20 protein-coding genes are annotated in these 25475 nt (G+C 55.2%); 16 read left to right on the top strand and 4 right to left on the bottom strand.

Features of this window, described 5'->3' with window-relative positions; genetic code table 11:
- Positions 1-80: 80 nt before the first annotated feature.
- Positions 81-1043 (bottom strand): arsenosugar biosynthesis radical SAM (seleno)protein ArsS, encoded by a 963-nt coding sequence (arsS, locus tag K787_RS0119395; protein ID WP_022964473.1) that lies wholly within the window; start codon positions 1041-1043, stop codon positions 81-83.
- 176 nt (positions 1044-1219) lie between these two features.
- Here arsS and K787_RS0119390 point away from each other — a divergent pair, with 176 nt between their 5' ends.
- Positions 1220-2044, top strand: coding sequence for a class I SAM-dependent methyltransferase (locus tag K787_RS0119390; RefSeq protein ID WP_152486869.1), 825 nt, complete (start codon positions 1220-1222; stop codon positions 2042-2044).
- Positions 2045-2099: 55 nt separating this feature from the next.
- On the opposite strand, the gene K787_RS24425 is transcribed toward K787_RS0119390, so the two are convergent.
- Positions 2100-3122 carry an AraC family transcriptional regulator gene (locus tag K787_RS24425; protein WP_084672208.1) on the bottom strand — a complete coding sequence of 341 codons (1023 nt, stop codon included), beginning with the start codon at positions 3120-3122 and terminating at the stop codon, positions 2100-2102.
- A 444-nt stretch (positions 3123-3566) separates the two neighbouring features.
- On the opposite strand from K787_RS24425, the gene K787_RS0119380 reads away from it, so the two are divergent.
- Both K787_RS0119380 and K787_RS0119375 read left to right on the top strand, forming a co-directional pair.
- Positions 3567-5432: a DUF1302 domain-containing protein gene (locus K787_RS0119380; protein WP_022964470.1), complete on the top strand. Its 1866-nt coding sequence runs from the start codon at positions 3567-3569 to the stop codon at positions 5430-5432.
- Between the two features lie 32 nt (positions 5433-5464).
- On the top strand, positions 5465-6829 hold the full coding sequence (locus tag K787_RS0119375; protein WP_028615121.1) for a DUF1329 domain-containing protein: 1365 nt from the start codon (positions 5465-5467) through the stop codon (positions 6827-6829).
- A gap of 733 nt (positions 6830-7562) precedes the next feature.
- Here the strand turns inward: K787_RS0119375 and K787_RS0119365 are convergent.
- The gene (locus K787_RS0119365; protein ID WP_022964467.1) at positions 7563-8609 is read right to left on the bottom strand and encodes a helix-turn-helix domain-containing protein; all 1047 of its coding nucleotides are present in this window, start codon (positions 8607-8609) and stop codon (positions 7563-7565) included.
- Between the two features lie 272 nt (positions 8610-8881).
- On the opposite strand from K787_RS0119365, the gene K787_RS0119360 reads away from it, so the two are divergent.
- The 3 genes from K787_RS0119360 (at position 8882) to K787_RS0119350 (ending at position 14041) form a co-directional block, all read left to right on the top strand.
- Positions 8882-10681: a DUF1302 domain-containing protein gene (locus K787_RS0119360; RefSeq protein WP_022964466.1), complete on the top strand. Its 1800-nt coding sequence runs from the start codon at positions 8882-8884 to the stop codon at positions 10679-10681.
- Between the two features lie 34 nt (positions 10682-10715).
- On the top strand, positions 10716-12080 hold the full coding sequence (locus K787_RS0119355; RefSeq protein ID WP_028615120.1) for a DUF1329 domain-containing protein: 1365 nt from the start codon (positions 10716-10718) through the stop codon (positions 12078-12080).
- 641 nt (positions 12081-12721) lie between these two features.
- Positions 12722-14041 (top strand): DEAD/DEAH box helicase, encoded by a 1320-nt coding sequence (locus K787_RS0119350; protein ID WP_022964464.1) that lies wholly within the window; start codon positions 12722-12724, stop codon positions 14039-14041.
- A 279-nt stretch (positions 14042-14320) separates the two neighbouring features.
- On the opposite strand, the gene K787_RS0119345 is transcribed toward K787_RS0119350, so the two are convergent.
- Positions 14321-14704: a VanZ family protein gene (locus K787_RS0119345; protein ID WP_022964463.1), complete on the bottom strand. Its 384-nt coding sequence runs from the start codon at positions 14702-14704 to the stop codon at positions 14321-14323.
- A 336-nt stretch (positions 14705-15040) separates the two neighbouring features.
- On the opposite strand from K787_RS0119345, the gene K787_RS0119340 reads away from it, so the two are divergent.
- From K787_RS0119340 to K787_RS0119295, 10 genes are all read left to right on the top strand, one after another.
- Positions 15041-16138 (top strand): LPS O-antigen chain length determinant protein WzzB, encoded by a 1098-nt coding sequence (locus K787_RS0119340; protein ID WP_022964462.1) that lies wholly within the window; start codon positions 15041-15043, stop codon positions 16136-16138.
- Between the two features lie 114 nt (positions 16139-16252).
- A complete protein-coding gene (locus K787_RS0119335) occupies positions 16253-17548 on the top strand; it encodes an oligosaccharide flippase family protein (RefSeq protein ID WP_022964461.1) in 1296 nt (431 codons plus the stop codon).
- Entirely contained in the window at positions 17545-18525 is a 981-nt protein-coding gene (locus K787_RS24420) for a nitroreductase family protein (protein ID WP_052185419.1), read from the top strand. Before K787_RS0119335 ends, K787_RS24420 begins: the two co-directional genes overlap by 4 nt.
- A 2-nt stretch (positions 18526-18527) precedes the next feature.
- Positions 18528-19754, top strand: coding sequence for a polysaccharide pyruvyl transferase family protein (locus tag K787_RS0119325; RefSeq protein ID WP_022964459.1), 1227 nt, complete (start codon positions 18528-18530; stop codon positions 19752-19754).
- Positions 19747-20571: a glycosyltransferase family 2 protein gene (locus K787_RS0119320; RefSeq protein ID WP_022964458.1), complete on the top strand. Its 825-nt coding sequence runs from the start codon at positions 19747-19749 to the stop codon at positions 20569-20571. Before K787_RS0119325 ends, K787_RS0119320 begins: the two co-directional genes overlap by 8 nt.
- Positions 20571-21620, top strand: coding sequence for an EpsG family protein (locus K787_RS0119315; protein ID WP_022964457.1), 1050 nt, complete (start codon positions 20571-20573; stop codon positions 21618-21620). The genes K787_RS0119320 and K787_RS0119315 overlap by 1 nt, the downstream gene beginning before the upstream one ends.
- 21 nt (positions 21621-21641) lie before the next feature.
- Positions 21642-22631, top strand: coding sequence for an NAD-dependent epimerase/dehydratase family protein (locus K787_RS0119310; RefSeq protein WP_022964456.1), 990 nt, complete (start codon positions 21642-21644; stop codon positions 22629-22631).
- Positions 22631-23815 carry a glycosyltransferase family 4 protein gene (locus K787_RS0119305; protein WP_040641156.1) on the top strand — a complete coding sequence of 395 codons (1185 nt, stop codon included), beginning with the start codon at positions 22631-22633 and terminating at the stop codon, positions 23813-23815. Before K787_RS0119310 ends, K787_RS0119305 begins: the two co-directional genes overlap by 1 nt.
- A 35-nt stretch (positions 23816-23850) precedes the next feature.
- The gene (locus K787_RS0119300; RefSeq protein WP_022964454.1) at positions 23851-24804 is read left to right on the top strand and encodes a UDP-glucose 4-epimerase family protein; all 954 of its coding nucleotides are present in this window, start codon (positions 23851-23853) and stop codon (positions 24802-24804) included.
- Between the two features lie 68 nt (positions 24805-24872).
- A complete protein-coding gene (locus K787_RS0119295) occupies positions 24873-25421 on the top strand; it encodes a sugar transferase (protein WP_022964453.1) in 549 nt (182 codons plus the stop codon).
- The last annotated feature ends 54 nt before the right edge of the window (positions 25422-25475 follow it).

The following is a 25475-nucleotide window of genomic DNA, read 5'->3' as shown; positions in this document are numbered from 1 at the left end:
ACCAGAAACAACCCCATCGCGCTGAGGCCAGCGCTCCCACAAAAAAAACGGCCCCTACCACAACCGGTGTGCCTGCCCGGTCAGGCTAGCGCGCCGCCGCAGCTTGAGCCTTGGCCTGCAGTGCAGGCGAAACAGTGATCGCGCGTCACAATGGGGTTGTTCTCCATCCGCGCATCCAGCAGGTCGCGCAGGTGGCTGCGGTCGCGCGCGAGCAGGTTCATGGGTAGATCGAGCATCTGGTTGAAATCGCAGTCGTACAGGTAACCTTGCCAGTCCACACTGACCATGCTGCGGCACATCAGCGCGGCCATATTGGCGTCGCCGAAGTTGTCGCGCAGCAGCGCCATGTACTCATTGAACTGCCCTTTGCTGATCAAGGTGCTGCCAAAGCGCGCAATCGGCTGATTGGTAATGGTGTGCAACTGATTGAAGACGATGCCGAAGTCTTCGGCCAGGTGGCTCTTGTAGTCCGCCTGTAGCGCGGCCTGGGGTGGGGGTAGATTGGGGCCCTGCGGATTGTAGACCAGATTCAGTTCCAGATCGGAGCCGGGCTGGCCATAGCCCAATTTATTGAGCAGCTGCAGGCCTTCAATGCTGCGCACGAACACGCCATCACCGCGCTGTTTATCGACGTTATCGCGGGAATAGCAGGGCAGGGACGCGGATACGCGCACGCGGTGCTGAGCAAGAAACTCCGCCAGGCCTTCGTAACCAGGCTCGCTGAGAATGGTCAGGTTACAGCGGTCTATCACCTCCAGCCCCTGCTCGCGCGCATGCACGACAATATCGCGGAACCGCGGGTGCATTTCCGGTGCGCCCCCGGTCAAGTCGAGTATTTGAACCGAATGGGCATCGATCACGTCATACAAGTTGCCCAGCACGGCATCGCTCATCGCTTCCGTGCGCGTCGGCCCGGCATTAACATGGCAATGCAGACAGCGCTGGTTACAGGTATAAGTAAGGTTCACCTGCAGTGTTTGCAGCCCGCTGCGAGCGATGGCAGGAAATGACAATCGATCCAGCAGGGGTAACGTATCGCGCACAGGGATTGGCCTCTCTAGCTATTTGCTGATTGGAGTCAGGCATAGGGTGATTGTTACAGCTTGGAAAGAAAAAACCCATCAAGAACATGACCCTTATGTATCCAACTGTTAGGGTCATCGAAGAATTTTTAACATGAGGAGCGATGATGCGGCGTTTGTTGATAGGAATGGCTTGTTTGACCGCAGCCTATGCAGCCCAAGCCCAGGTAGTGCCTGACTCGGAGACTGCGCCCCCGGTATTGCAGTATGAAGACGTGGAAGTCATCCGCCAGGCGGTGGCCAGCAGCTCGCGGTCAATATCCAACATCATGCGCGATGCCCATCGCAATCCGGCGCAAACACTCAGCTTCTTCGCGCTCGAGGCCGACCACACCGTAGTGGAAATCTGGCCGGGCGGCGGCTGGTATACCGAGATCCTTGCGCCGCTGCTGCGCGAAGACGGCAAGCTCATCGCTGCGCATTTTGATCCGGAAGGCGGCCCCGAGTTTTTCGCCAAGTCGCGCAGTGACTATGAACGCAAGTTGCAGAGCCGGGCCAAAGTCTATGACCGGGTCGAGCTGGCGACCCTCAACTACGACCCCGAGCAGCCAATAACCGAGCCGAACAGCGCCGACCGGGTAGTGACCTTCCGCAACGTACACAATTGGCTGGCAGCGGGTATGGACGAGACCAAAGTGGTGTTCCAGAAGATGCACGCCGTGCTCAAACCCGGCGGCATGCTAGGCCTGGTCGAACATCGCGCGCGCCCAGGTAGCTCGTTGGAGGATATGGTCAAAACCGGTTATGTCGATGAGCAACTGGTTGTAGACCTGGCTGAGGAGGCCGGCTTTGAGCTGGTGTCGCGCAGCCCCGTCAACCATAACGCCCAGGATCTCGCCGACCACCCACACGGCGTCTGGAGTCTGCCCCCGACCTTGCGTGGCGGCACTGAAGGGCGGGCACGCTATATGGGTATTGGTGAAAGCGACCGGATGACGTTGCTGTTTGTGAAACCGGAGTAGGGCGGGGTCAGTGCCAAAGCAGCGCTGAGGTAATCGGCGGAAGCTGGGTACCCGCCTAAGGCGCCAGCAACTGCCGCTTGAACGCCGTAGGGCTCATATCCGTCCAGCGGCGGAACGCGCGGGTAAAGCTGCTTGGGTCGAGAAACCCCAGTTCATAAGCAATACTGGTCAAAGACAGCTGCCCCTCGCTGATCATGCGAATCGCCGAATCGCGGCGTACTTCATCCACCAGTTGTTCATAGGAGGTACCCTCCTGGCTTAGCTTGCGGCGCAGGTGGCGCGGGCTGATGTTCATTGGCGCCGCTACGCGCTCTTCCGACATATCACCAGAACCAAGCAATATATGAATCCGCCGCTTGACCTGTTCTACCAGGTCATTGCTCGGCATATTTGCCAACAGATCCTGCATGGCTTCGGTAAAGCGCGGTAATAGAAAGCTGTCTGCGGTGGCAAGTGGCTTGTCCATTAGCTCACGCTTGAGTTGCAGGCTGTAATGCTCGCCAGTGTTTACTGCCACTGCTTCCAACACCCGTGCGCACAGGTCAGTATCGGCATGGGTACGGCCCAGGGTAATGTTCTTGAGCAACCCTTCCTCATCCAAATCCAACTGATTGACCAGCCGACTCATATAGCCGGTAAGCGCCTCAAGATGCTGGGCATGGGGCGCACCCTGGGGAATCAGGATGATCTCCACGACATCATCAACCGCTCTGATTTCCAGCTTCACCTGTGTGCTGACAATAGAAAAAAAGCGGGTCATGTTATTCACTGCCGCGCCGAGGTTGGGGCAGGCCTGGGCGGTCAGGGCAATGGCGTTGATCGGGGTAGGGCAGAAAACCCGGTGCAAGCGCATACCAAATAAGGGATCGTCGGCCAGCCGCGTGGCTTCCTCCCATATCAGGGAGCAGCAGGCCTGGTCTATAAAGCCGCTATTAAGCTGGCTGGCGCTCAGGTTCTGCACGAGGCTGGAGCGCTCTAGTGATCGCTCGTACTGTTTAAGCGCCTGGTCAATCACCGGGATCCAGAACACCCGTTCACCTAGTTGAGTACTTGTTCCTTTCTTGCCGTCGACTCTCATTCAATTCCTTATGGCAGTATCATCATGGCGGCTTGGCCGTACTTCGTAAGCATGAAATGCCATTCCGCAATGCGGAACGGTGTTCGAGCCCCCTTGAAGGCTCGCAGTGCTACTTCAGGGCTCCCAGCTTCAAAGCAACTATTGAGCTAAAGGGCTTTAATGCCTAAGCATGCGTACGCTTCCAATAGCCAGTTAGAGTGCAGTAACTGCCTGTTTGTCCAAAGCGATTGCTGCCTGACGCTGTAACAATATCTTTCAAGCCCATTCGCAGGCTCTGTGCAACCGTTGAAATCTATAACGCAAATTCATGCCCTGAATGGCCGGCTAAGTTAATTAATTTGGCCTTTTGGGGCAAGTCTTTACTGCAGAGTGCGTGCCAGACTGCTGCTGTCCTGAACGTGTCTTCAGATACACAGGTTCATGTCACCCAAACGGAGCAGCACAATGACAAAAAAAATGCATGCTTGGTCGCTTGCGGCCTTGCCGCTGGCTATTGGCCTAGCCAGTTTCACAGGTTCTGCAAACGCAGCTAATTTCAATATCGGTCCGATTACTGGCCAGATTGACTCGCAGATGTCTATCGGCGCAAGTATGTCGACTACCGATGCGGATGATCGTTTTATTTCGGTTGATAACGGTGGGCGAGCCGCTGCACGCACTTCGGACGATGGCCGGCAGAATTACAAAAGTGGGGATATCTTCTCCAAGATTTTCAAGGGTTCCCATGACGTAGAAATGCGCTATGGCGATTCCGGCGCGTTCTTGCGCGGCAACTACTGGTACGACTTTGAAACCAAAGACGGTAGCCAGCGTTTCTATGATATCAGCGATTCCGGCCGTGACCCGCTGCAGAAGGGTTCAGGCGTTCAGCTGCTTGATGCTTTCGTTTATCACAACTACTCCATCGGCAATAACCCAGGCAACGTGCGTTTGGGTCGCCAGGTAGTGAGCTGGGGTGAAGGCCTGTTTATTCAGAACGGCATCAACTCCATCAACCCTATCGATGTGTCTGCCTTCCGTCGTCCCGGCGCAGAGCTGAAAGAAGGCTTGCTGCCTGTTGAGATGCTTTACTTCTCTCAGGGACTGACTGACAACCTGAGTATGGAAGCTTTTTACCAGATAAAATGGGCGCCAACCGTAGTTGATAACTGCGGCACCTTCTTCGCAGGAAGTGACGTTGCAGCTAAAGGTTGTACTGATCGTCTTGTTTATTCAGGCGCTGACTTCCCACAAGGTCAACAGCCAGAGCTGACCTACATCGCACGTTCCAGCAAAGATAAGGACGCAAGCGATGACGGACAGTTCGGTGTTGCATTCAGATACTTTGCTCCTGCTCTGAACGATACCGAGTTCGGCTTCTTCTTCATGAATTATCACAGCCGCACTCCGTTGTATTCCAACATAGCTGGCCGGGTTGCCGGGCCTAGTGGGCTGCTAAATGGCGGCTTTATAACACCTGAGCAGTTTGCCGCGTTAGCCGTTCCCGTCCCAGGCTACCAGGGTGACTTGGGTGGTGCAGGTTATTTCTTTGAGTACCCAGAAGACATCCGGATGTACGGTGTGAGCTTCCAGACTGACATCGCTGGGGCCTCTGTAGCGGGTGAGTTGAGCTACCGTCCGAACATGCCTCTGCAAATCAATACAGGCGATATGAGCCGCACGGCATTGCTTGCCGCCGGATCAGGCACTCCTTTCCTGACAGGGCAAGACAATACGCATCGTGGCCTGGAAAACGGAACCATGCCAGGCGATGAAATTCGCGGCTACGAACGCAAAGAGTTCTGGCAGGCGTCGATGAGCGCTGTGCATTTCATTGACCGCGTATTGGGTGCAAGCCGCCTTTCCCTGGTCGGCGAAGTAGGTGCTAACTACATCAGTGGATTGGGAACGGGTGATGGCACTACCAAGTTTGGTCGTGACTCGCTGTTTGGCCAAAGTCCTTTTGCTGATGGCACCTGCTCATCCAATGAAGGTACTGCCGCTGCGGCCAGATCGCCAAAAGCCGCCAGCTGGTGCGAAAACGACGGTTTCTACACTGACTTCTCCTGGGGTTACCGCATGCGCGCGTCCCTGGATTACAGCAACGTAATCGCCGGTATCAACCTGACCCCGAACGTTGCCTTTTCTCATGATGTAGAGGGCTACAGCCCGAACTTCAACGAAAATGGCAAATCTGTGAGCATTGGCGTCAACGCCGATTATGCGAACAAGTACAACGCCAGCCTGAGTTACACCAACTTCTTTGACGGCAAGTACAACACCATGGTTGATCGCGACTTTGCCGCCGTCAGCTTCGGCGTAAGCTTCTAAACAGGCAACTGGAGATAAAAATAATGATCCGTATGCAAAAAACTCTATTAGGTGCTGGTGGTCTGGCGTTAAGCCTGCTGGCATCTGGCGTTATGGCTCAGAGCCTGACGCAAGAAGAAATCAATAGCCTGGGCAATACTCTGACGCCAATCGGCGCAGAGAAGGCCGGTAACGCTGCAGGTACCATCCCTGAGTGGACTGGCGGTCTGGGTACTGACGCAGGCCGGGAGCTGGCGAACAACTTCCAATCCAACCCGTTCGCGGACGAGCAGCCTGAATTTGTCATCACTGCCCAGAACTACAAGGAACACAGCGACAACCTGACCCCTGGCCAGATTGCTCTGTTTGAGCGCTATCCAGAAACCTACCAGATGCCGGTCTACAAGAGCCACCGTACTGTTAATTTTCCGCAGTCGGTTTACGACCAGGTCAAGGAAACCGCTGGCCAGGCCAAGCTGGTTAACGGCGGTGATGGTATCGAGGGTTTCTCCCACGGCACCTTCGCCTTCCCGATTCCCAAGTCCGGTGCGGAAGTCGTCTGGAACCACAACACCCGCCATCGCATGAACATCAAGCGCTGGTACATGCAGGCCATGCCGCAGGCGAATGGTTCCTACACCCTCATCAAGATGGAAGAGGAAGTAGGTTACCCCGCGCAGATGTCTGACGTGGACGCGTCCACCGTGCCCAACACCCTGCTGTACTTCAAGCAGCGTGTAAACGCGCCTTCGCGTTTGGCCGGTAACGTACTGTTGGTTCACGACTCCCTGGATCAGTTGAAAGAGCCACGCATGGCGTGGGTCTACAACGCTGGCCAGCGTCGTGTACGTCGCGCACCGCAGGTAGCCTATGACGGCCCAGGCACCGCTTCCGACGGCATGCGTACTTCTGACAACTTCTCCATGTATAACGGCGCACCTGACCGTTACAACTGGAAGCTGGTTGGCAAGAAGGAAGTTTACATCCCGTACAACAGCTACGAGATGGCAAACCCTGAAGTGAAGTATGACGATGTGCTGAAAGCCGGTCACATCAATCCCGAGCACACCCGTTTCGAGCTGCATCGCGTATGGGAAGTGCAGGGTAACGTCAAGGATGGTCAGCGCCATATTTACGCCCAGCGTAACTTCTTTATGGACGAAGACTCCTGGATGATCAGCCTGGCTGACCATTACGACGGTCGTGGCACGCTGTGGCGCGTAGGTGAAGGTCACCTGGCATTCAACTATGTTGAGAAGCTGCCTGGTTACACCATCGAAACCCTGTATGACCTGCTGGCTGGTCGGTACATCGCCTTGGGCATGTACACTGAAGAAGCTTCTGCTCCTCAGTATGACTACAACCCCAGCTACAACCAGTTCACTCCGGCAGCCCTGCGGGCCTCTGGCGTGCGTTGATCTGATCACCTTCGGGTAATCAATAAAAAAGGAGCCTTCGGGCTCCTTTTTTTGCTTTGTACTTCTGCGCTCTCAAACCCGCCAATGGATCCCCGCTTTCGCGAGGATGACGAAACACTAGTCATTCCCGCGCAGGCGGGAATCCATTTTGACCTTGGTGCTCGGTAGGCACAAATTCGCGTGCCCAAACCCGCCAATGGATCCCCGCTTTCGCGAGGATGACGGGGGGGCTAGATCCCGCCTTCACGAGGATGGCAGTGGTGTTTGGGGCCCTGGCTGCGTGAGGGTGGCGGAAAATGACGGAGATATGCATTCGGCTCGCCTGGTTCTTGTGGGAGCGGCGGCCCCGCCGCGATGGAGGCTGCCTACCGCACCAGCCTACCGAATACCCACCAATCCAGCCGCACCACAAAAGGCACAAACCCGCTGTTTTTAAACCCGCCAATGGATCCCCGCTTTCGCGAGGATGACGAGGGTGCTAGATCCCCGCTTTCGCGAGGATGACGAGGGTGCTAGATCCCCGCTTTCGCGGGGATGAGGAGGGTTCTAGATCCCCGCTTTCGCGAGGATGACGAGGGTGCTAGATCCCCGCTTTCGCGAGGATGACGGGGGTGCCAGATCCCGCGTACGCGAGGATGACAGGGGTGCTAGATCCTGCTTTCGCGAGGATGAGGGCTATGCTAGATCTCGCCTGTGCGAGGATGACGACCCACCTGTCAGCCTGCGAACGGCATCACAGAGCGGTACTGTCGGTCTGCCTGAATTGATCACGAAACGCCGTCGGGCTCATATTGGTCCAGCGGCGAAAGGCCCGGGTAAAGCTACTGGGGTCCAGAAAGCCCAGTTCAAAGGCGATGCGGCCCAGATTCAGCTTGCCGTCTTGAATCAGGCGTATTGCCAACTCCATACGCACTTCGTCCAGCAGCTTTTCATAGGTGGTTTGGGTTTCGCTGAGTTTACGGCGCAAGTGCCGGGGGCTCATATTGAATGGCGTAGCGACCAGATCCTCGGATACTTCACGCTCAGCCACCAGTACGCGAATGCGCTGCTTCACTTGCTCGGCAAAGTCAACGTTCGGCATATTCCCGAGCATGTCTTCCAGCGAACTATCCAGGCGTTTAAGCAGAAAGGCATCAGCGCTCGACAGCGGGGTCGCCAATACCTGCCGGTTCAGCCTGACTGCAATCCGTTTGGAGCCCAGGCGTATGCGCTTGCCAAATACCTGCTCACAGCGAGAACGGGATTTTTCATGGTCACCGATCAGGCGGGTTTCCAATACCAGCGGCATGGACGCCGTCTCCAGGGCCCTCCATATATTCTGGCAATGGGTCACCAGCGCCTCCATATGCATGGGGTGGGGTGCGCCTTTAGGTTGGAAGTACACGGTCAGATGTTGCTCGTCTTCCACTGAGTAGAGCTGCACCTGGGTGCTGAACACCGGGAAGAAGCGAATGATGCGCTGAACCGCCTGGCCAATGGTCTCACTGGACACAGCAGCCAGCGCGAGCACCTTGAGCGTATTGGAGCGGTATACCTCACCCATCTTTATGCCAAAGCAATCGTCCTGCGAAAGCTTGGCCGCCGCATACCACAGGCGGTTCATGTCAGTCTGGCTGATCCGCGCCATGCTCAGGTCACTTGGCGAGCAGAACTCGCGCAAATCCACCGGCAGGTCAGCAACCGACCGGCCGTACTCATTTAGTGTCAGGCCAATCCCTTGAGCCCAAAAAGCCCGCTCCTGCAGCCGCGCACAGGGCAACGGATGAAGTATCTGGTTCATAGTGGCAGAGCTCTCTTTCTATTTATTTTTATGGTCGCTGAGAACTAACTCGTGTTTTAACAACATAATTCAAAAGTGCTTATTATGCAAAAGCATGCAACAGATAATTGCGGCTAACAGATAGTGGCCATTCAGACCATGAATGTCCCTGAAGGACAAAGTATTCGTCCGTTTGGGACAAATCAAAACCATTCTCCGTGACAGACTTATCCCCGATGCCAGACGCCTCCCGGCCTGCTGGTGTCCATGATTCAATCTAACGGAGCAGCACAATGACAAAAAAAATGCATGCTTGGTCCCTCGCGGCACTGCCGCTGGCCATCGGACTAGCCAGCTTTGCTGGATCAGCTAACGCAGTTAGCTTCAATATTGGTGATGTTCAAGCCCAGTTTGACTCGCAGCTGTCGATCGGCGCGAGCATGTCGACGCAGAATGCTGACAGGCGCTTCGTCCATTTCCAGACCGCAGTCGATGGCGATCCTCAGGGTGGCCAAGCTGTTGCGCGTACCTCAGACGATGGTCGTCTGAACTACAAGGCTGGTGACGTTTTCTCCAAGATTTTCCGCGGTGTTCATGACCTTGAATTGAACTATGGCGACTCTGGTGCATTCTTCCGTGGTAAATACTGGTACGACTTTGAAACCAAAGATGGCAGCCAGCGTTTCTACGATATCGATGATTCAGGTCGCCCACCGTTGGTGAAGGGTGCTGGTACTGCGCTGCTTGACGCTTTCGTCTACCACAACTACACCATCGGCAATACTCCCGGTAACGTCCGTCTGGGTCGTCAGGTCGTGAGCTGGGGTGAGAGTACTTTCATCCAGAACTCGATCAACTCGATCAACCCGGTTGACGTGGCTGCATTCCGTCGTCCAGGCGCCGAGATCAAAGAGGGTCTGCTGCCAGTTGAGATGCTCTATATCTCCCAGGGTTTGACAGATAACCTTTCCATGGAAGCGTTCTACCAGCTGAAGTGGGCGCCATTTGCTATCGATAACTGCGGTACCTTCTTCGGTGCTGACACCCTGGCCACGGGCTGTAATGACCGCCTAGTGTACGCTGGCGCTGATCGGCCTCAAGGTGATCCAAGCCTCAGCGGTGATATCATTGCCCGTGCCCAGAAGGACGAAGATGCCAGTGATAGTGGTCAGTTCGGTGTTGCCTTCCGCTACTACGCTGCGGCATTGAATGATACTGAGTTCGGTTTCTACGCGATGAATTACCACAGCCGCGCGCCTATCTACAGCAACATACAAGGCCCTTTTAACCCGCTAGTGCCTAATGGTAATGGTCCTGGGTTGGGTGGGCTGAATGGCGGAGCTGGCTATTTCTTCGAATATCCTGAAGACATTCGTCTCTTCGGCGTTAGCTTTGCTACCAATATCTCCGGCACGGCAGTCAGTGGTGAAGTCAGCTATCGTCCCAATCAGCCTATGCAGATCACTACCGGCAGCATGAGTCTTGCAGCTTTGACAGGTAGTGGTGCAGTGATTGGTCGAGACCAGGCTTATACCGGCGGCGATTACATTCAAGGCTATGACCGCAAAGGTATGTATCAGGCTCAAGTAACGGCTATTCACTTTATTGAGCGTGTTCTGGGCGCAAGCCGTCTGTCACTGGTGGGTGAAGCAGGTTACAACTACATTGAAGGCTTAAGCCACACAGACGGTTCGACCTTCTACGGTCGCGATTCGTTGTTTGGTCAGAGCCCAACTGCGGACGGCAGCTGTGCTTCTCAGGCTGCAGCTCCTTTCTCAAAGTATGCCAACAGCTGGTGTGAGTCCGACGGTTTCTACTCCAGCAGCTCTTGGGGTTACCGTGTTCGCGCTTCACTGGACTACAGCAACGTAATCGCTGGCGTCAACTTGAGCCCAAGTTTGACCTGGTCCCACGACGTAGATGGTTGGGGTCCGAACTTTAACGAAGGCTCCAAGGCCGTTAGTCTCGGTCTCAACGCCGACTACGCCAACAAGTACACCGCCAGCTTGAGCTACACTGATTTCTTTGACGGAAAATACAACACAAACGTCGATCGTGACTTCGTGTCCGCAAGTCTCAGCGTAAGCTTCTAAGACCAGCAACTGGAGAATAAAAATTATGATGCGTATGAAAAAAACTCTATTGGGTGCTGGTGGTCTGGCTCTTAGCCTGCTGGCATCCTCCGTTATGGCTCAAAGCCTGACTCAGGCAGAAATTGACAGCCTGGGCAACTCGCTGACGCCAGTGGGTGCAGAAAAAGCCGGCAACGCTGCGGGCACTATCCCCGAGTGGACCGGCGGTATTGGTCCTGATGCTGGTCAGATGCTGGGTGAGAACTTCCAATCGAACCCCTTTGCCAATGAGCAACCCGAGTTCGTTATTACTGCCCAGAACTACCAGGAACACCGTGATCACCTGACGCCTGGCCAGGTTGCCTTGTTTGAACGTTATCCGGAAACCTTCCAGATGCCGATCTACAAGACGCACCGTACTGTCGGTTACCCGCAGTCAGTGTATGACCAGGTCAAGCGTACTGCTGGTCAGGCCACGCTGGTTAACGGCGGCGACGGTATCGATAACTTCTCCCACGGCACCTTCGCCTTCCCGATTCCAAAGTCGGGCGCAGAAGTCGTCTGGAACCACAACACCCGCTATCGCGTAAACATCAAGCGCTGGTACATGCAGGCCATGCCGCAAACCAACGGTTCCTACACCCTCATCAAGCTGGAAGAGGAAGTGGGCTACCCGCAATTGATGGATGACGTTGACGCGTCGACCGTGCCCAACACCCTGCTGTTCTTCAAGCAGCGTGTAAACGCACCGGCCCGTCTGGCGGGTAACGTACTGCTGGTACACGACACCCTGGATCAGTTGAAAGAGCCACGCATGGCGTGGGTTTACAACGCTGGCCAGCGTCGCGTACGTCGCGCACCTCAGGTAGCCTATGACGGCCCAGGTACCGCTTCGGACGGCATGCGTACTTCTGACAACTTCGCCATGTACAACGGTGCACCTGACCGTTATGACTGGAAGATGGTTGGCAAGAAGGAAATCTACATTCCGTACAACAGCTACAAAATGGCTCAGCGTGATGTCAAGTACGATGACGTCCTCAAGGCAGGTCACATCAACCCCGAGCACACCCGTTTCGAGCTGCACCGCGTGTGGGAAGTACAGGGTAATGTGAAATCCGGTCAGCGTCATATCTACGCCCAGCGTAACTTCTTCCTGGACGAAGATTCCTGGCTGATCACCCTGGCTGACCATTACGACGGTCGCGGTACGCTCTGGCGCGTAGGCGAAGGCCATGTAGGCTTCAACTACAAAGAAAAGCTGCCGGGTTACTCGATCGAAACCCTGTATGACCTGTTGGCCGGCCGTTACATCGCCCTGGGCATGTACACCGAAGAAGTCTCTGCTCCACAGTTTGACTTCAAGCCGAGCTACAACCAGTTCACTCCTGCCGCTCTGCGTGCATCGGGTGTTCGTTAAGTCATAGTGCTGCTCAAGTAATCGTTTGGGTTTTAAGGGGCATCCTCGGATGCCCCTTTTTTTGTGGGAGCGCTGGCCTCGGCGCGATGGGGTTAGTGCCTGGGACGGTCGAGTTCCACCTCGACCAACTGAGTCGTTACGAGCACTTGTGTCGAGATGGAACTCGACACTCCCAGGGTTCTACGCCCAGATGGGCTCTCCTACCGGTGATGTGGGTACATACCGATTCTGGTAGGGGCGCCGGTTTTTTATTTCTGTGCATTGCGCAGTCATTCCCGCGCCTCGACGCCCCCCCCTTGATGTTGGTGGGAGCGGCGGCCCCGCCGCGAAAAAGGCCGCCCAAGATACCCAAGCCCTGAATACCCACCAAACCCTTCGCGGCGAGGCCGCCGCTCCTACCCACGCCCGCCGCTCCCAGTCATTCCCGCCCCCACTCGTCATTCCCGCCTCCCACTCGTCATTCCCGCGCCCCCGCTGGTCATTCCAGCCCCCTCGTCATTCCAGCCCCCCGCTGGTCATTCCCGCCCCTTCATCGTCATTCCCGCGCAGGCGGGAATCCATTTTGACCTTCCTCCCGCCACCACGGTGTTACACTACCCACCATTCAACCCGATCACCGCCGTCCCCCGAGGTAAGCATCCTTGTTTAGCGAATTTGCCCTGCACGAACGTCTGCTCAAAGGTCTTGAAGAACTCAAGTTCGACACCCCGACCCAGGTCCAGGAGGCAGCCATCCCCCTGGCCATCGAGGGCAACGATCTGCACGTCATCGCCCAGACCGGCAGCGGCAAAACTGGCGCCTTCGTGCTGCCCCTATTGCAGCGGTTGATGACCGAGGAGAGTCAGGCCCTTGAGCCTCGTGCTTTGATTCTGCTACCCACCCGCGAACTGGCACGGCAAATCCTCAGCGAAGTGCAGCGCTTCGCCAAGTTCACCTTTATCAAGGCAGAGCTGATCACCGGCGGTGAAGACTTCAAAGTTCAATCAGCCAAAATGCGCAAAAACCCGGACATCATCATTGCCACGCCGGGCCGTGCGCTGGAACATCTGGCCGCCAACAGCCTGATTCTTTCGTCCATCCAGGTACTGGTGCTAGATGAAGCCGATCGCATGCTCGATATGGGCTTCACCGAAGATGTCATGAAGCTGGCCAATGCCTGCCCGCCGGAACGCCAGACCATGCTGTTCTCCGCGACCAAAGGCAGTGCCGCGCTCAAGCGCGTGGTGGAAGAGGTTCAGCGTACCCCGAATCTGCTGCAACTCAGCACCGTGCGCGATGACACCCCGGCCATCACCCAACAGGTGATCGCCGCCGACGACCAGGCTCATAAAGAAGCCCTGCTCAAGTGGCTGCTGGTCAACGAAAGCCCCGGCAAAGCCATCGTCTTTACCAACACCCGGGTCATGGCGGATCGCCTCAACGGCGTGCTGCGGGCCATGGATCTGCGTGTGTATGTGCTGCACGGGGAGAAAGACCAGAAAGACCGCAAACTGGCCATAGAGCGGCTTAAACAAGGCCATGTCGGCATACTGGTCGCCACCGACGTTGCCGCGCGCGGTCTGGATATTGACGAGCTGGATCTGGTCATCAACTTCGACATGCCGCGCAGTGGCGATGATTACCTGCACCGCGTGGGTCGTACCGGGCGGGCAGGGGCGGAAGGCATCGCCATTTCGCTGGTAGCGCCGCACGAATGGAATTTGATGTCGAGTATCGAGCGCTATCTGCGCCGGCAGTTCGAGCGTCGTTTGGTCAAAGAGCTGCCCGGTAGTTACAAAGGACCGAAGAAGACCAAATCCTCCGGCAAGCCGGTGGGTAGCAAGAAGAAAAAAGACGACAAAAAGAAAGAAGGCAAAAAGCGCCCCAAATCCAAACCCGCCGCCAAACGCAAGCCCGCAGCGCCAGCTGGGCAGGTAGTCACCAGCTCAGACGGCTTCGGCCCGCCAACCAAGCGCAGCTGACTTATCAACCCACCCTGGTAGGCGCGGCGGCCTCGCCGCGAAGGGGCTGGGGGGGCGTTCGGTAGATGGGTGTTTTGGGCGGCCTCTTTCGCGGCGAGGCCGCCGCTCCCACAAGAACCAGGCGAACCGAATACACACCCGCGTCATCTTCGCCCTTATTCGGTCATTCTCGCCCTTATTCGGTCATCCTCGCTCTTGCTCCGTCATTCTCGCTCTTACTCCGTCATCCTCGCGAACGCGGGGATCCATTGTCAGGTTCTAGAAAAGTGAGTCTGTGCATCACTCCCTTGCGCTGCGCTTTCCCCACCATTGCAGCAACAAGATAACCAGCCAACCAACCACCACGCCAACGCCGTTCACCACCAGATCAAACCAATCAGCAACGCGCATCGGATGAAACGACTGCACATACTCAATGACAGCACCAAGACCGAATATCGCCAGGCCCCGCGCCCACCAGTACCAACGTGGGAAGCTCAGATAGCTCAGCAGCATCAAAGAGAATAGCCCGCCCGCGTGATACAGGTCGCTCACCCAGGTATAGCTGGCAGGGGTCGGTGAGGGGCGTAGGCCTAGGTAGAGTGCTAGCGTCAGCACCGCAAAAAAGAGCACTTTGAATAGGGGCCGCCACTGCCCGCCACTGCCTGGAATGCTCAACCGCATAGATCACGGCGAACCAGAAGTAGCCTGCATGCAATGCCAGTGCGTTGCCCGGGGAGAAAGCTTATCTGACTGTTAAACTTGAGAATTTTCATAGAGGCGAATCATAACTCGAAGTTTTTGCGAATCCGAGCCTTAGCGAGGAAAAAGGGCCGCTTCCGTGATAATTCGCGTTGGTCGGCTATAGTGAAACAGACTGGTGCCGGCCGCACACAGATCACCAGAATAACAACGAAAAACACCTGGCAATGCTCGTTCTCAAGAATCCGACAGTGAATCTTGTGGCGGTAGCGTACTTACACAGCCAACTAGCACTCCATAGCCAGCATCGGAGCCACTGTGACCACCCCCACCACCGCGCGACGATACAGCAGGAGTGACGAGATCGACTTGTTCGAGCTGGCCCAGCAACTGTGGCAGCAAAAATGGTTGATGGTCGGCATCGCCGGCTTGGTCATTCTGATCGCTGTGGCTTATGCACTGCTCGCTACGCCAGTGTATCAAGCGACGGCAAGGGTCATGCCCCCACACGCAGCTGACATCGCGCCCATTAATCTGGGGCGGGATCAGGCCGAGATTAAGCCGCTGGGCGTGGAAGAGGCTTATGCTATCTTCACTCGCAACCTGAGATCGCAAGCCTCCAGACGCTGGTTCTACCAGGAGCTTTACCTTCCTTACCTGCAAGAGCAGCGCATTTCCGGCACGCGCGGCAACCTGCTCGGGCAAAAGGGCGAGGTGTTGATTGTTTATGTGCCTGACGTGCGAAGCAATCCAGACAACTATGCAGTCCAAGTCAATCTGAGCGACCCAGAGCGCGCAGCGCAATTGGCCAACAGCTTTATAGCGGAAGCCTCTCGGCGCGCACTGGCCGATCTGGAGAAGAACACGCGTGCCCAGGTAAATAACAAACGCCGGGAGCTGGAAGAGCACATTGAAGCGCTGCGTGTTTCTGCCAATGATCAGCGTCGCGACCGGATCGCCAGGTTGCAAGAGGCCCTGTCAGTTGCTGAGGCGATAGGGCTTGAGAACCCCCAGGTGACCGGGGGCAGCACCCAGGTGACCGTGGGTGGTTCGCCTGCGGCTGATACCGCGCAGATGTCCGATGGCAGTATGCTGTTCCTCAATGGTACCAAGGCGATTAGCGCAGAACTCGCATTGCTGCAGGCGCGCAAGAACGATGATCCTTTTATTGGCCCGCTTCGTGGGTTGCAGCTCGAGATAGCAATGCTGAATCTGGTTGAGCCGCTTCCCGAACTGGCCCAGTTGTTCACATTGGATAGCGCCGCGGATGTGCCTGAAAATCCTGCCAGGCCCAATAAGGCGATGATTGTGCTGCTAGGGGTGGTACTTGGCGGGATGTTGGCCAGCGCGACGGCTTCAGTGTGCATCGCGCTACGCCGGCGTAAGAATAGAAACCACATTAATGCCCGTAGTTAATCTTCAAAAATGAAAGAAAGCGCGCAAAACCTGCCGCCCAAACGGGCAACTCAAGCTGGATGGCTTAACGTTAAATGATGATGCAAACACCTAGCCGTATGCTTTGGTTCTTGAATGCGTAGACAGCTCGCTATCAAAGCAATCTCCTTGTTGTGGCTTGGCTCAATACTCGGCGCGGGCTGTGCTTTTCTTACGCAGGTGCTCATTGCGCGTGAGCTAGGCCCCGGTGCGTTCGGCGCATTCGCCGCTGCCCTGGCGACGGTATCACTGGTCACGCCCCTGGCCAGTTTCGGCGTCGGTGGGTTCTGGCTCAAAGTGTTCGGTGAAGAAGGGTGGCAGGCCGTGCGCTGGCTGCGTGGCTCTCTCAGGTTTGCCACCTATACAACGGTGTTGGCGTTGGCGCTGATACTGATCTGGGCCCAGTTTGGCCCCCACGATGACGTCACGCGTTATCTGCTTGTACTGCTTGCAACCTATGTGCTTGGCCAGGTCGGCGTGGAGCTGGTCAGTGCAAAATTACAGCTAGAGGGCCGCTATGCTGTCTTGGCATTATGGCAATTCCTCCCTCACCTATTGCGCTTGTTGTTGGTTGCAGTCTTTATGGTAGCGGTGTTGGAAGTGATGACGCCCAACCGTGTTGCTTATATATACGCGCTCATCTCCATTAGTGTGTTCTTGGCTGCGGCTTTAGTGATCTGGCGGATGTTCCAAGGCCGGTTGGCGCTTCAAGGTCACGGGCCGCGGGATCTCAGTGCCAGTGGCGTTGGCCGATCATTCAACATGAGAGAGGTAGCCAAACAGACCTGGCCCTTCGGCTTGGCGGGTGTTTTCCATCTTGTCTATTTTCAGAGCGATGTCATTCTGCTCAAGTATCTTGATGGTGACGAAGCGGCAGGGATTTATAATGTCGCCTTTCTGATAATGACAGCGGTCTATATGCTGCCGAGCGTTATATTTCAGAAATTCCTACTGCCCAAAATACACCGCTGGGCAAGCCATGACCGCACCCAGTTTTATCAGGTTTATCGCTCGGGCAACAAAATCATGTTGTTCGTGGGTGTGCTGGCTATGCTGAGTATATGGCTGTTGGCACCGTGGGGCGTTGTCTTGCTGTTTGATCACGGCTACCTGGGCGCTGTATTGCCTTTAACCATTCTTGCGCTGGGCGCGCCCATTCGCTTTGTCGCCACGAGCGTGGGCTCCGTATTAGTAACGCTTGAACATATGCGAGCCAAAGTGCTTTATATGGGCATAACCGCGGTCATTAACATCGGGTTGAACCTATGGCTAATTCCCCTCTATGGGGTAGCAGGTGCAGCGGTGGCCACGGTTGCAAGTGAGGTTGTGTTGTTGCTGTTGTACTTTAAAGGCACTAAGCGCGTATTCAACAAAAGTGATGTGACGCTATGAAGATAAGCAAGAACGTTAAAGATGCTCTTAGGCCGATAAGAGATATCGTCAGCACCTACCTTGGTTATCAATATGATTTTTACAGGTATTTCAGATACGCCGGGTGGCGATTGCCAAGCCGTTATTCGGTAAGGGATTACAAGGCGGCGAAAATATATCATCGGCTTGAGAAGAGTTTGAGCTTCCGCAATCGTGATCCTGAGTCAGGGTGGAGCGCCGCCGATGATCTGGTACGGCATCTCAAACGGTCTCAGGCAATAAAGGGTGGCTTTACCTTTCACGAAAAGATTGGCTTGAAAGTACTGGGGGATTTTATTGCGCTAGCGCCGGTACAGCAAAAGCAGGATCGGTTGGGGGTAATCGACTTTTGGCAGCAGCATAAAGACATTGCTTCCGGGCAAGGCGGTGTGCTGGAGAAGAATTTAGTCTCGTTGCAATCGGGCAAGTTAGCCGACCCTGAAGCCTTTTTTTCGTCACGCGTTTCAGTCAGAGATTTCAGCTCTGAAGCTGTGGCAAAAGAAGATATTGAAAAGGCGCTGTTGTTGGCACTCAATACCCCGTCGGTTTGCAACAGACAGGCCACCTTTGTGTATTGTCTTAACGCCCGTTCAGACATCGATACCGCGCTGTTATTACAGAACGGCAATCGCGGATTTGGTCATGAAATCCCTTGTTTGTTGATTCTATGCGCCGATCTGTCAGCATTTGATACCGCAGGCGAGCGTTACCAGCATTGGATTGATGGCGGCATGTTTTCCATGTCAATCATCTGGGCTCTGCATTCGCTTGGGCTATCGTCATGCTGCCTGAATTGGAGCAAAGGGCCAGGGGATGATTTGAAGCTGCGCAAGCTGATTGATATTAAAGACGAACACACGGTTCTGATGATGCTGGCGGTCGGTGTGGCCCGTGAGAATGTGAAGGTCTGTTATTCGGCCAGGAAAACGGTTACCGATTTCTATCACTACATGGACTGACAATGAAAAGATTTTATCTTACCGGTCAGCGATCCTTCAGTAATCGCGGGTGCGAAGCTATCGTGCGAAGCACGGTGATGATGTTGAATAAAACCTTCGGCCAGGTCGAAGTGCTGGTGCCTTCCGATGATATAACCCGCGATAAAAAGCAATGGCCAGATGCCGCCGAGCATGGCGTGCGCTTCGTCGACGCCTATATTCCCTGGCAGACAAGGTACTGGGCGCATCTGCAGCGGCTGCCTTGTGCATTGATTAAATCAGCGGGTTGGCCTTTTGCGTTTCCTGACGCATTGCGCGAGCAGATAAACAGTGTCGATGTGGTGCTGTCGGTAGGCGGTGACAATTACTCCTTAGATTACCGTTTGCCCTCCCTGTTGATGGGCATGGACAAGTTAGCCGTAGAGCTTGGCAAGCCGGTATGTATCTGGGGGGCATCAGTAGGGCCGTTTGAAAAAGAACCGCAGTTTGTGCCCAGGGTTCGCAAGCACCTGGCGACAATGACGCTGATCACCGTCAGGGAATCCATCAGTTATCAGTATTTGACCCAAACACTCGGCCTTAATAACGTCATGCAAATGGCTGACCCGGCGTTCACGCTAACTAAAGAGCCGGTAGATACCAGCCCCTTTTGGCCGCAAGCGACTGACAAAGGCGTTATCGGCTTTAATATTAGCCCGCTGATTGAGCGCTACAAACGCAATGGCCAAGACCTGCGAGCCGAAGCGATTCAATTTATACGAGACGCAGTAGCCAAAGGCTTTGGCGTATTGCTCGTACCCCATGTCGTTCCGCTGGATGGGGCCCAGAGCAATAACGACGCGAGCTATATGGCGGGCATGTTACAAGAGCTGAACGCACTGGGTGAGGCGGTTCGCATCATGCCTGCGCAGGTGAACGCCGCCCAGATCAAACACGTGATCAGCCAGTTGCGTTACTTTATCGGCGCCCGTACGCACGCCACCATAGCCGCGTTATCCAGCGGCGTACCAACGTTATCCATTGCCTATAGCGTCAAGGCGAAGGGCATTAATAAAGATTTGCTGGGTGAGATGCCGGTGGTTCTGCCCACCCCGGAACTGACCGCCGAATCCCTCATGTCAGGCCTGAATTACCTGATCAGCAACGAACAGATCATCAAAGCCAAGCTTGCTAGCAACTTACCTGTATGGTGCGAGCGTGTAGCCCTGGCTGCCGATGCGCTTAAAGCCAGAACAGCGACTCATGTCTGAGTCAGCACAGGTCAGCGTGATCATCCCTTGCTACCACTGCAGCAATACCATTGGCCGTGCGCTGGCCTCAGTGGTGGCACAAACGCTGAAGCCGGCAGAGGTGATTCTGGTTGATGACTGCAGCAAAGATGCAACGCTGGCAATGCTGTACAGATTACAAACCGAGTATGGCCAGGATTGGGTCAAGGTGATTCCATCCCCGGTGAATGCCGGGCCGGGTACGGCACGCAATATCGGCTGGGCCGCTGCCACGCAGCCCTATATTGCCTTTCTTGACGCCGACGATGCTTGGCATCCACAGAAAATCGAGATTCAGTATGGCTGGATGATCAAGCACCCCGAGGTGGCGTTGACGGGCCATGCCTGTCAGCAATGGGCCAAGACTAACAGCGGCGCTCCAAGCTACTCGGTTAATGATGATTCCGCGTTTACCCGCGTAAGTAAAAACACCCTGTTGCTCTCCAATCGCTTTTCTACCCGCTCAGTAATGCTGCAGCGTGCCATTGAACAGCGCTTTGTAGAGGGCAAGCGCTATTGTGAAGACTACCAATTATGGCTAGAAATGGGCTTTGCTGGCCTGGCTTGTTACCGCTCTGACTTGCCGTTGGCGTACCTGTTTAAAGCGAGCTATGGCGAGTCAGGGCTCAGTGCCTCATTGTGGAAAATGCAAAAAGGCGAGCTAGAAGCCTACCGGCATATTTACAAGTTGAAAGAAATATCGCTGCTGCAATTGATGGGCTTATACCTATGGTCCAATGCTAAGTACGCCAAGCGTGTTGCCGTGTCCACTGTCGGTAACGCACTCAAGGCGTCCTGATGATCTATTTGCTCGGGTGGGGCCTCTTGCTGAATGTCTTATTGATTCAGCAGACGACTCGCTACCAGGGTAGGTTTTTGATCTTTTCCATGCTGGCTTTTTTTACCCTGGTGGCGGTTGTACGTAACAACGTGGGTACCGATACCGCAAACTACCAGTTGATGTTCGAGCAGTTTTCCGAGGGTTATAGCTGGGAGGGTATAGAGCCAGGTTTTTTCGGTCTTGGCTGGCTGTTGGCCGCATTAGCGCCGAGCATAGACATCGCCGTGCGAGCCGTGGCTTTGGTGTTTTTCGGCCTTATCGCCTGGTTTGTTGCGCGCTCGGACCACAACGAACGATTTCTATTGCTGGCCTATCTCTTGCCCGCGTTTGCCTACCAATACAGTATGAATGCGTTGCGCATAGGCCTGGCCTCAGCGCTGCTGCTATTGGCGGTCCAGGTGTTCAGGCGAAAAGGCGACATGCCCGCCCTCTGTGTGGGCCTGCTGGCACTGCTTTTTCATTACTCTGCATTGTTTTCCCTATTGTTTATTGCGCTAACCCAGCGGCCATGGCTTAGGTTATCCACCCTGTTGGGCCTGCTGGTGGTGTTGCTGGGTTTTGCTGTTGGGTTGATATTTATCGATTTCTATCTGCTTGAGAAAATTCAAGCCTATCAACAATTACAAGCCCCAGGCGGGCTGTCCGGCGTGAGCAAGGTGGTGCCGCTGGTGATTATGCTGGCGGGGATGCTGTTGAGTAGCTTGCCACGGCAGCTGAAGCTGAAAGCGTTCATCGTATACTCGGTATTTATCAGCGCTGCCTGGCTGCTCACCCAGTTCAGTTACGCAGGGTTAAGGTTTTTGGATTTGCTGTCTTTTTCGGTTCCTCTGTCCATTCTCGCCACTTACTCCCACCTGCAGTTGGATTTTGATCGTCAGATTAAAGTGTCTATGTTGGCCGCCGGCTTGGTGTCGATCGCGGGTATTTGGCGTGGTTTTTTACTTGAGCGCGGAGAGGGCAAGTCGCCCTTTTTGCCTTACGAGGTTCTGAGTGTGGGCTGGTTTTAAAGGGTACGGTTTTTATACACCATGGGTGAGGTCTGGGCCATGAAGGTGTTAGTGACGGGAGGTGCAGGTTTTATTGGCGCGCGCTTGGTGCAGGCATTATGTAATGCGGGCCATCAAGTGCGCATGTTGTCGCGCAAGCCGCCTCAAACTTTACCCGGGGGCGATGCTTCAATTGAGCTGCTGCAGTGCGATCTGTTAGACGCCTCATATGATCTTGAGCAACTGGTTGACGGATGTGCAGTGGTATTTAATTGCGCCGGCGAATTGCATGACCAGGCATTGATGGAAGCCCTGCACGTAGACGCCACCCGTCGACTAGTCCAAGCCTGCAAGGCCGTTGCAAAAACCTCTGGCCAGCAGGTGCATTGGGTCCAGTTAAGCAGCGTGGGCGCTTACGGGCCGGTTACGCATAAGCCAAATACGCCGAGGATTGTCACCGAGGAAACAGTGACCGCCCCAGCCAATCAATATGAGCTAACCAAGACCCGGGCTGATGAACTGATCAGTGCTGCAGCCGAACAAGGGGTTTTCAGTTACACCCTCTTGAGACCGTCTAATGTGTATGGGCCAGGCATGCCCAACAATGCCATCAGGCAATGGGCCCGGCTGATAAAAAAACGCTTGTTCTTTTACGTCGGCAGCGCGGATGCGGTCGCAACCTACGTCCATGTTGATGATGTGGTCAGTTGTTTGCTGATATGCGGGTTCGACCCGCGCGCGCGCGGCGAGGTGTTCAATCTGTCTAATGATTGCGCTCAAACCGAATTAGTCACTGCTATGGCCAGGGCGCTTAAGGTTGCTCCGCCCTCGGTGCGCTTGCCTGAAAGCGTGGTGCGCCGCGTGGCCTTTTTGTTTTCAGGAATAAAATCATTCCCGGTCAAACCCTCGAGAATTGATGCGCTGGTCGCTAGAACCTATTACCCCACCCACAAGCTGAAACGTGTTTTGGACTATCAGCCTGAGAAACCGGTGGGCAACACAATTGCAGACGTGCTCGATGAGAGGCTGTGATGGCGGCAAAGAGACGCACGATCAACGGGGTTAGAATCGTCAGAGTGTCGACGGTGGTTTTTTTTGTTGAGACGCAGTTGCGCGAGCAGATTGCGGCGCTAGCGAAAGCGGGTGCCGAGGTGACGGTAATCGCCAGCGAGCCCAGGTTGACTCAAGATATTGCCGGTACCCAGTATCTCTCAATACCCATCCCGAGAAAAATAAGCCTGTTTAAAGATGTAAGCGCATTGCTAGCTTTATGGCGTTTCTTCCGGCGGTACCGGCCGCAGATCGTCCACTCAACAACGCCCAAAGCAGGCTTGCTGAGTGCGCTGGCGGCGAAGTTGGCAGGTGTTCCCGTCAGGCTTCATACGTTTACGGGTCAGCCGTGGGTGGGCTTGAGCGGCGTTAAACATATGCTTTCCAAGCGCAGTGACAAGCTGATAACCGCACTAAATACGCACTGCTACGCAGACAGCCCGTCGCAAAAACAATTTATTGTCGACAGGGGTGTCGCTCGCTCCGAGCGCATCAGCGTGCTGGGCACTGGATCCTTGGCGGGCGTAGATCTGAAGCGCTTTAATCCAGCTCGGTTCACCGGCGGTGAAAATCTTAAATTAAAAGAGGAATTACAGCTTCCAGCCGATTCTCACATCCTCTTGTATGTGGGTAGGCTGACCGCGGATAAAGGCATCGTTGAATTGCTCCAGGCTTTTGCAAAAGTGCTTGCAGATAATGCAGATGCGTACTTGATCTTGCTGGGCCCCTCTGAGATGGACGTTGATGCTCTGCTCAGTAGCTTGCCGGCAGTGGTATCGCAAAGGGTGGTTATGCCGGGCTTTTCCAATGAGCCAGAGCGGTTTATGGCAATTGCTGATGTCTTGGTGCTGCCCAGTTATCGCGAAGGCTTTGGTACTGTGGTGATCGAAGCGGCTGCTATGGGCGTCCCGGCTATCGGCACTGACATTTATGGGTTGTCTGATGCCATCGTCAATGGCCAGACCGGCTTATTAGTGCCGGTTAAAACGGTAGATGAACTCGCGCAAGCCATCAGTTTGCTATTAAAAGATGAGCCGCTACGCTCAACGTTCAGCCGCAATGGTCGGCAGCGGGTTGAAAGTGAGTTTGCAGATGAGCAGTTCAATCAATTGATCATCAATGAATATGAGCGGCTTCTTGAGTTGTGCAGCCAGGGCAGTGAATAACCTCAGCTGAAAAGCCCAGAGCGGGTGGGGTTTATATGACCACACAACATCCCAAGGTGTTTATTACCGGCGCAACTGGCTTTGTGGGCTTGGCCCTGGTCACGGCGCTCTTGGCTAAAGGCTATGCTCTCAGAGCACTAGTGCGAGAGATGTCTGAGCGGTTGCCTGGGGCCGTTGAGCAGGTTGTAGGTGAGCTAGGTCAGCCAGTAGATCTAGCGGGTGCGCAAGTAGTCATACATGCTGCCGCCCGCGTTCACGTTATGCAGGATAAAACCGCCGACCCCTTGGCGGCATTTCGCGCGGTCAACGTCGAGGGCACGCTGGCCCTGGCGCGCCAAGCTATCGCCGCCGGGGTCAGGCGTTTTATCTTTGTCAGTTCCATCAAGGTGAATGGCGAGGGTACCGCGCCGGGCAAGCCTTACACCGCGCACGACGCTCCGGCGCCCGTTGACCCCTACGGTATCTCCAAGCTGGAAGCCGAACAGGGGTTGAAGGCGTTGGCGCACGCGTCTGGAATGGAGCTGGTGATTATCCGGCCGGTGCTTGTGTATGGCCCAGGGGTAAAGGCCAACCTGCGTAGCATGATGAACTGGTTGCACAAGGGCATCCCCCTACCGCTGGGGCGGGTTGCTAACAAGCGCAGCCTGGTTGCCCTCGACAACCTGGTCGATCTGATAGTGACCTGCATCGAGCATCCGGCTGCCGCGAACCAAACCTTTCTTGTCAGCGACGGCGAGGATCTGTCCACCACCCAATTGTTGGCTCGCATGGGCAAGGCGCTCCATCGGCCGGCGAGGCTTGTGCCTGTTCCAGTGGCGCTCCTTGAGCTGGGCGGCAAACTATTGGGCCGGCAGACCATGATCAACCGGCTGTGTGGCTCGCTACAGGTCGATATTAGCCACACGCGCGAAACATTGGGATGGGCACCACCGGTCTGTGTAAACGACGCCCTGCAGAAGACCGCGGAGCACTTTCTCTGCACAGATTGACACCCACATCAGCACGCCAGGATGGCCACCACCGGTATCGGTAGATCACGGATCGAGGAGGTGTTGCGATGATCAGGTTCTTTGATTTCGTTTTTGCCTTGGCTGGGCTGGTGCTTGGCTTCCCGGTGTTGGCCGTTATTTATATCATCGGCTTGTTTGACACAGGTTCGCCGTTGTTCTTGCAGGAACGGGTAGGGCGCCACAAACAGCCCTTTAATCTGGTGAAATTCCGGACCATGGCTGTGGATACCGCTTCGGTAGCCAGTCATCTGGCTTCGTCGTCTTCGATTACCCGGCTGGGTAGCTTTCTGCGCAGAACCAAACTGGACGAATTGCCGCAATTATGGAACGTGCTATGGGGCGACATGAGTCTGGTCGGGCCCCGGCCTAACCTGTTCAATCAACCTGAGCTGATCGCCGCGCGTGATGCGCTTGGGGTCTACGCAGTGCGTCCTGGCATTACCGGGCTAGCGCAGGTTAGCGGCATCGACATGTCGATGCCGCTGCTGCTGGCAAAAACCGATGCCGAAATGATTTCCAAACTGACATTGAAAACCTATTTCGCACTGATTCTGCAGACGGTTATCGGCAAAGGCGCTGGTGACCGCGTGAGCTAGCCACGCTGAGCCATACCAACGCCGCCACTCCCACACCCGCCATGCCCGCCCCAC

Origin of the sequence: Halopseudomonas pelagia CL-AP6, assembly GCF_000410875.1 — a bacterium.
Taxonomy (GTDB): Bacteria; Pseudomonadota; Gammaproteobacteria; order Pseudomonadales; family Pseudomonadaceae; genus Halopseudomonas; species Halopseudomonas pelagia.
This window is presented reverse-complemented; position numbering and strand designations above follow the sequence as displayed.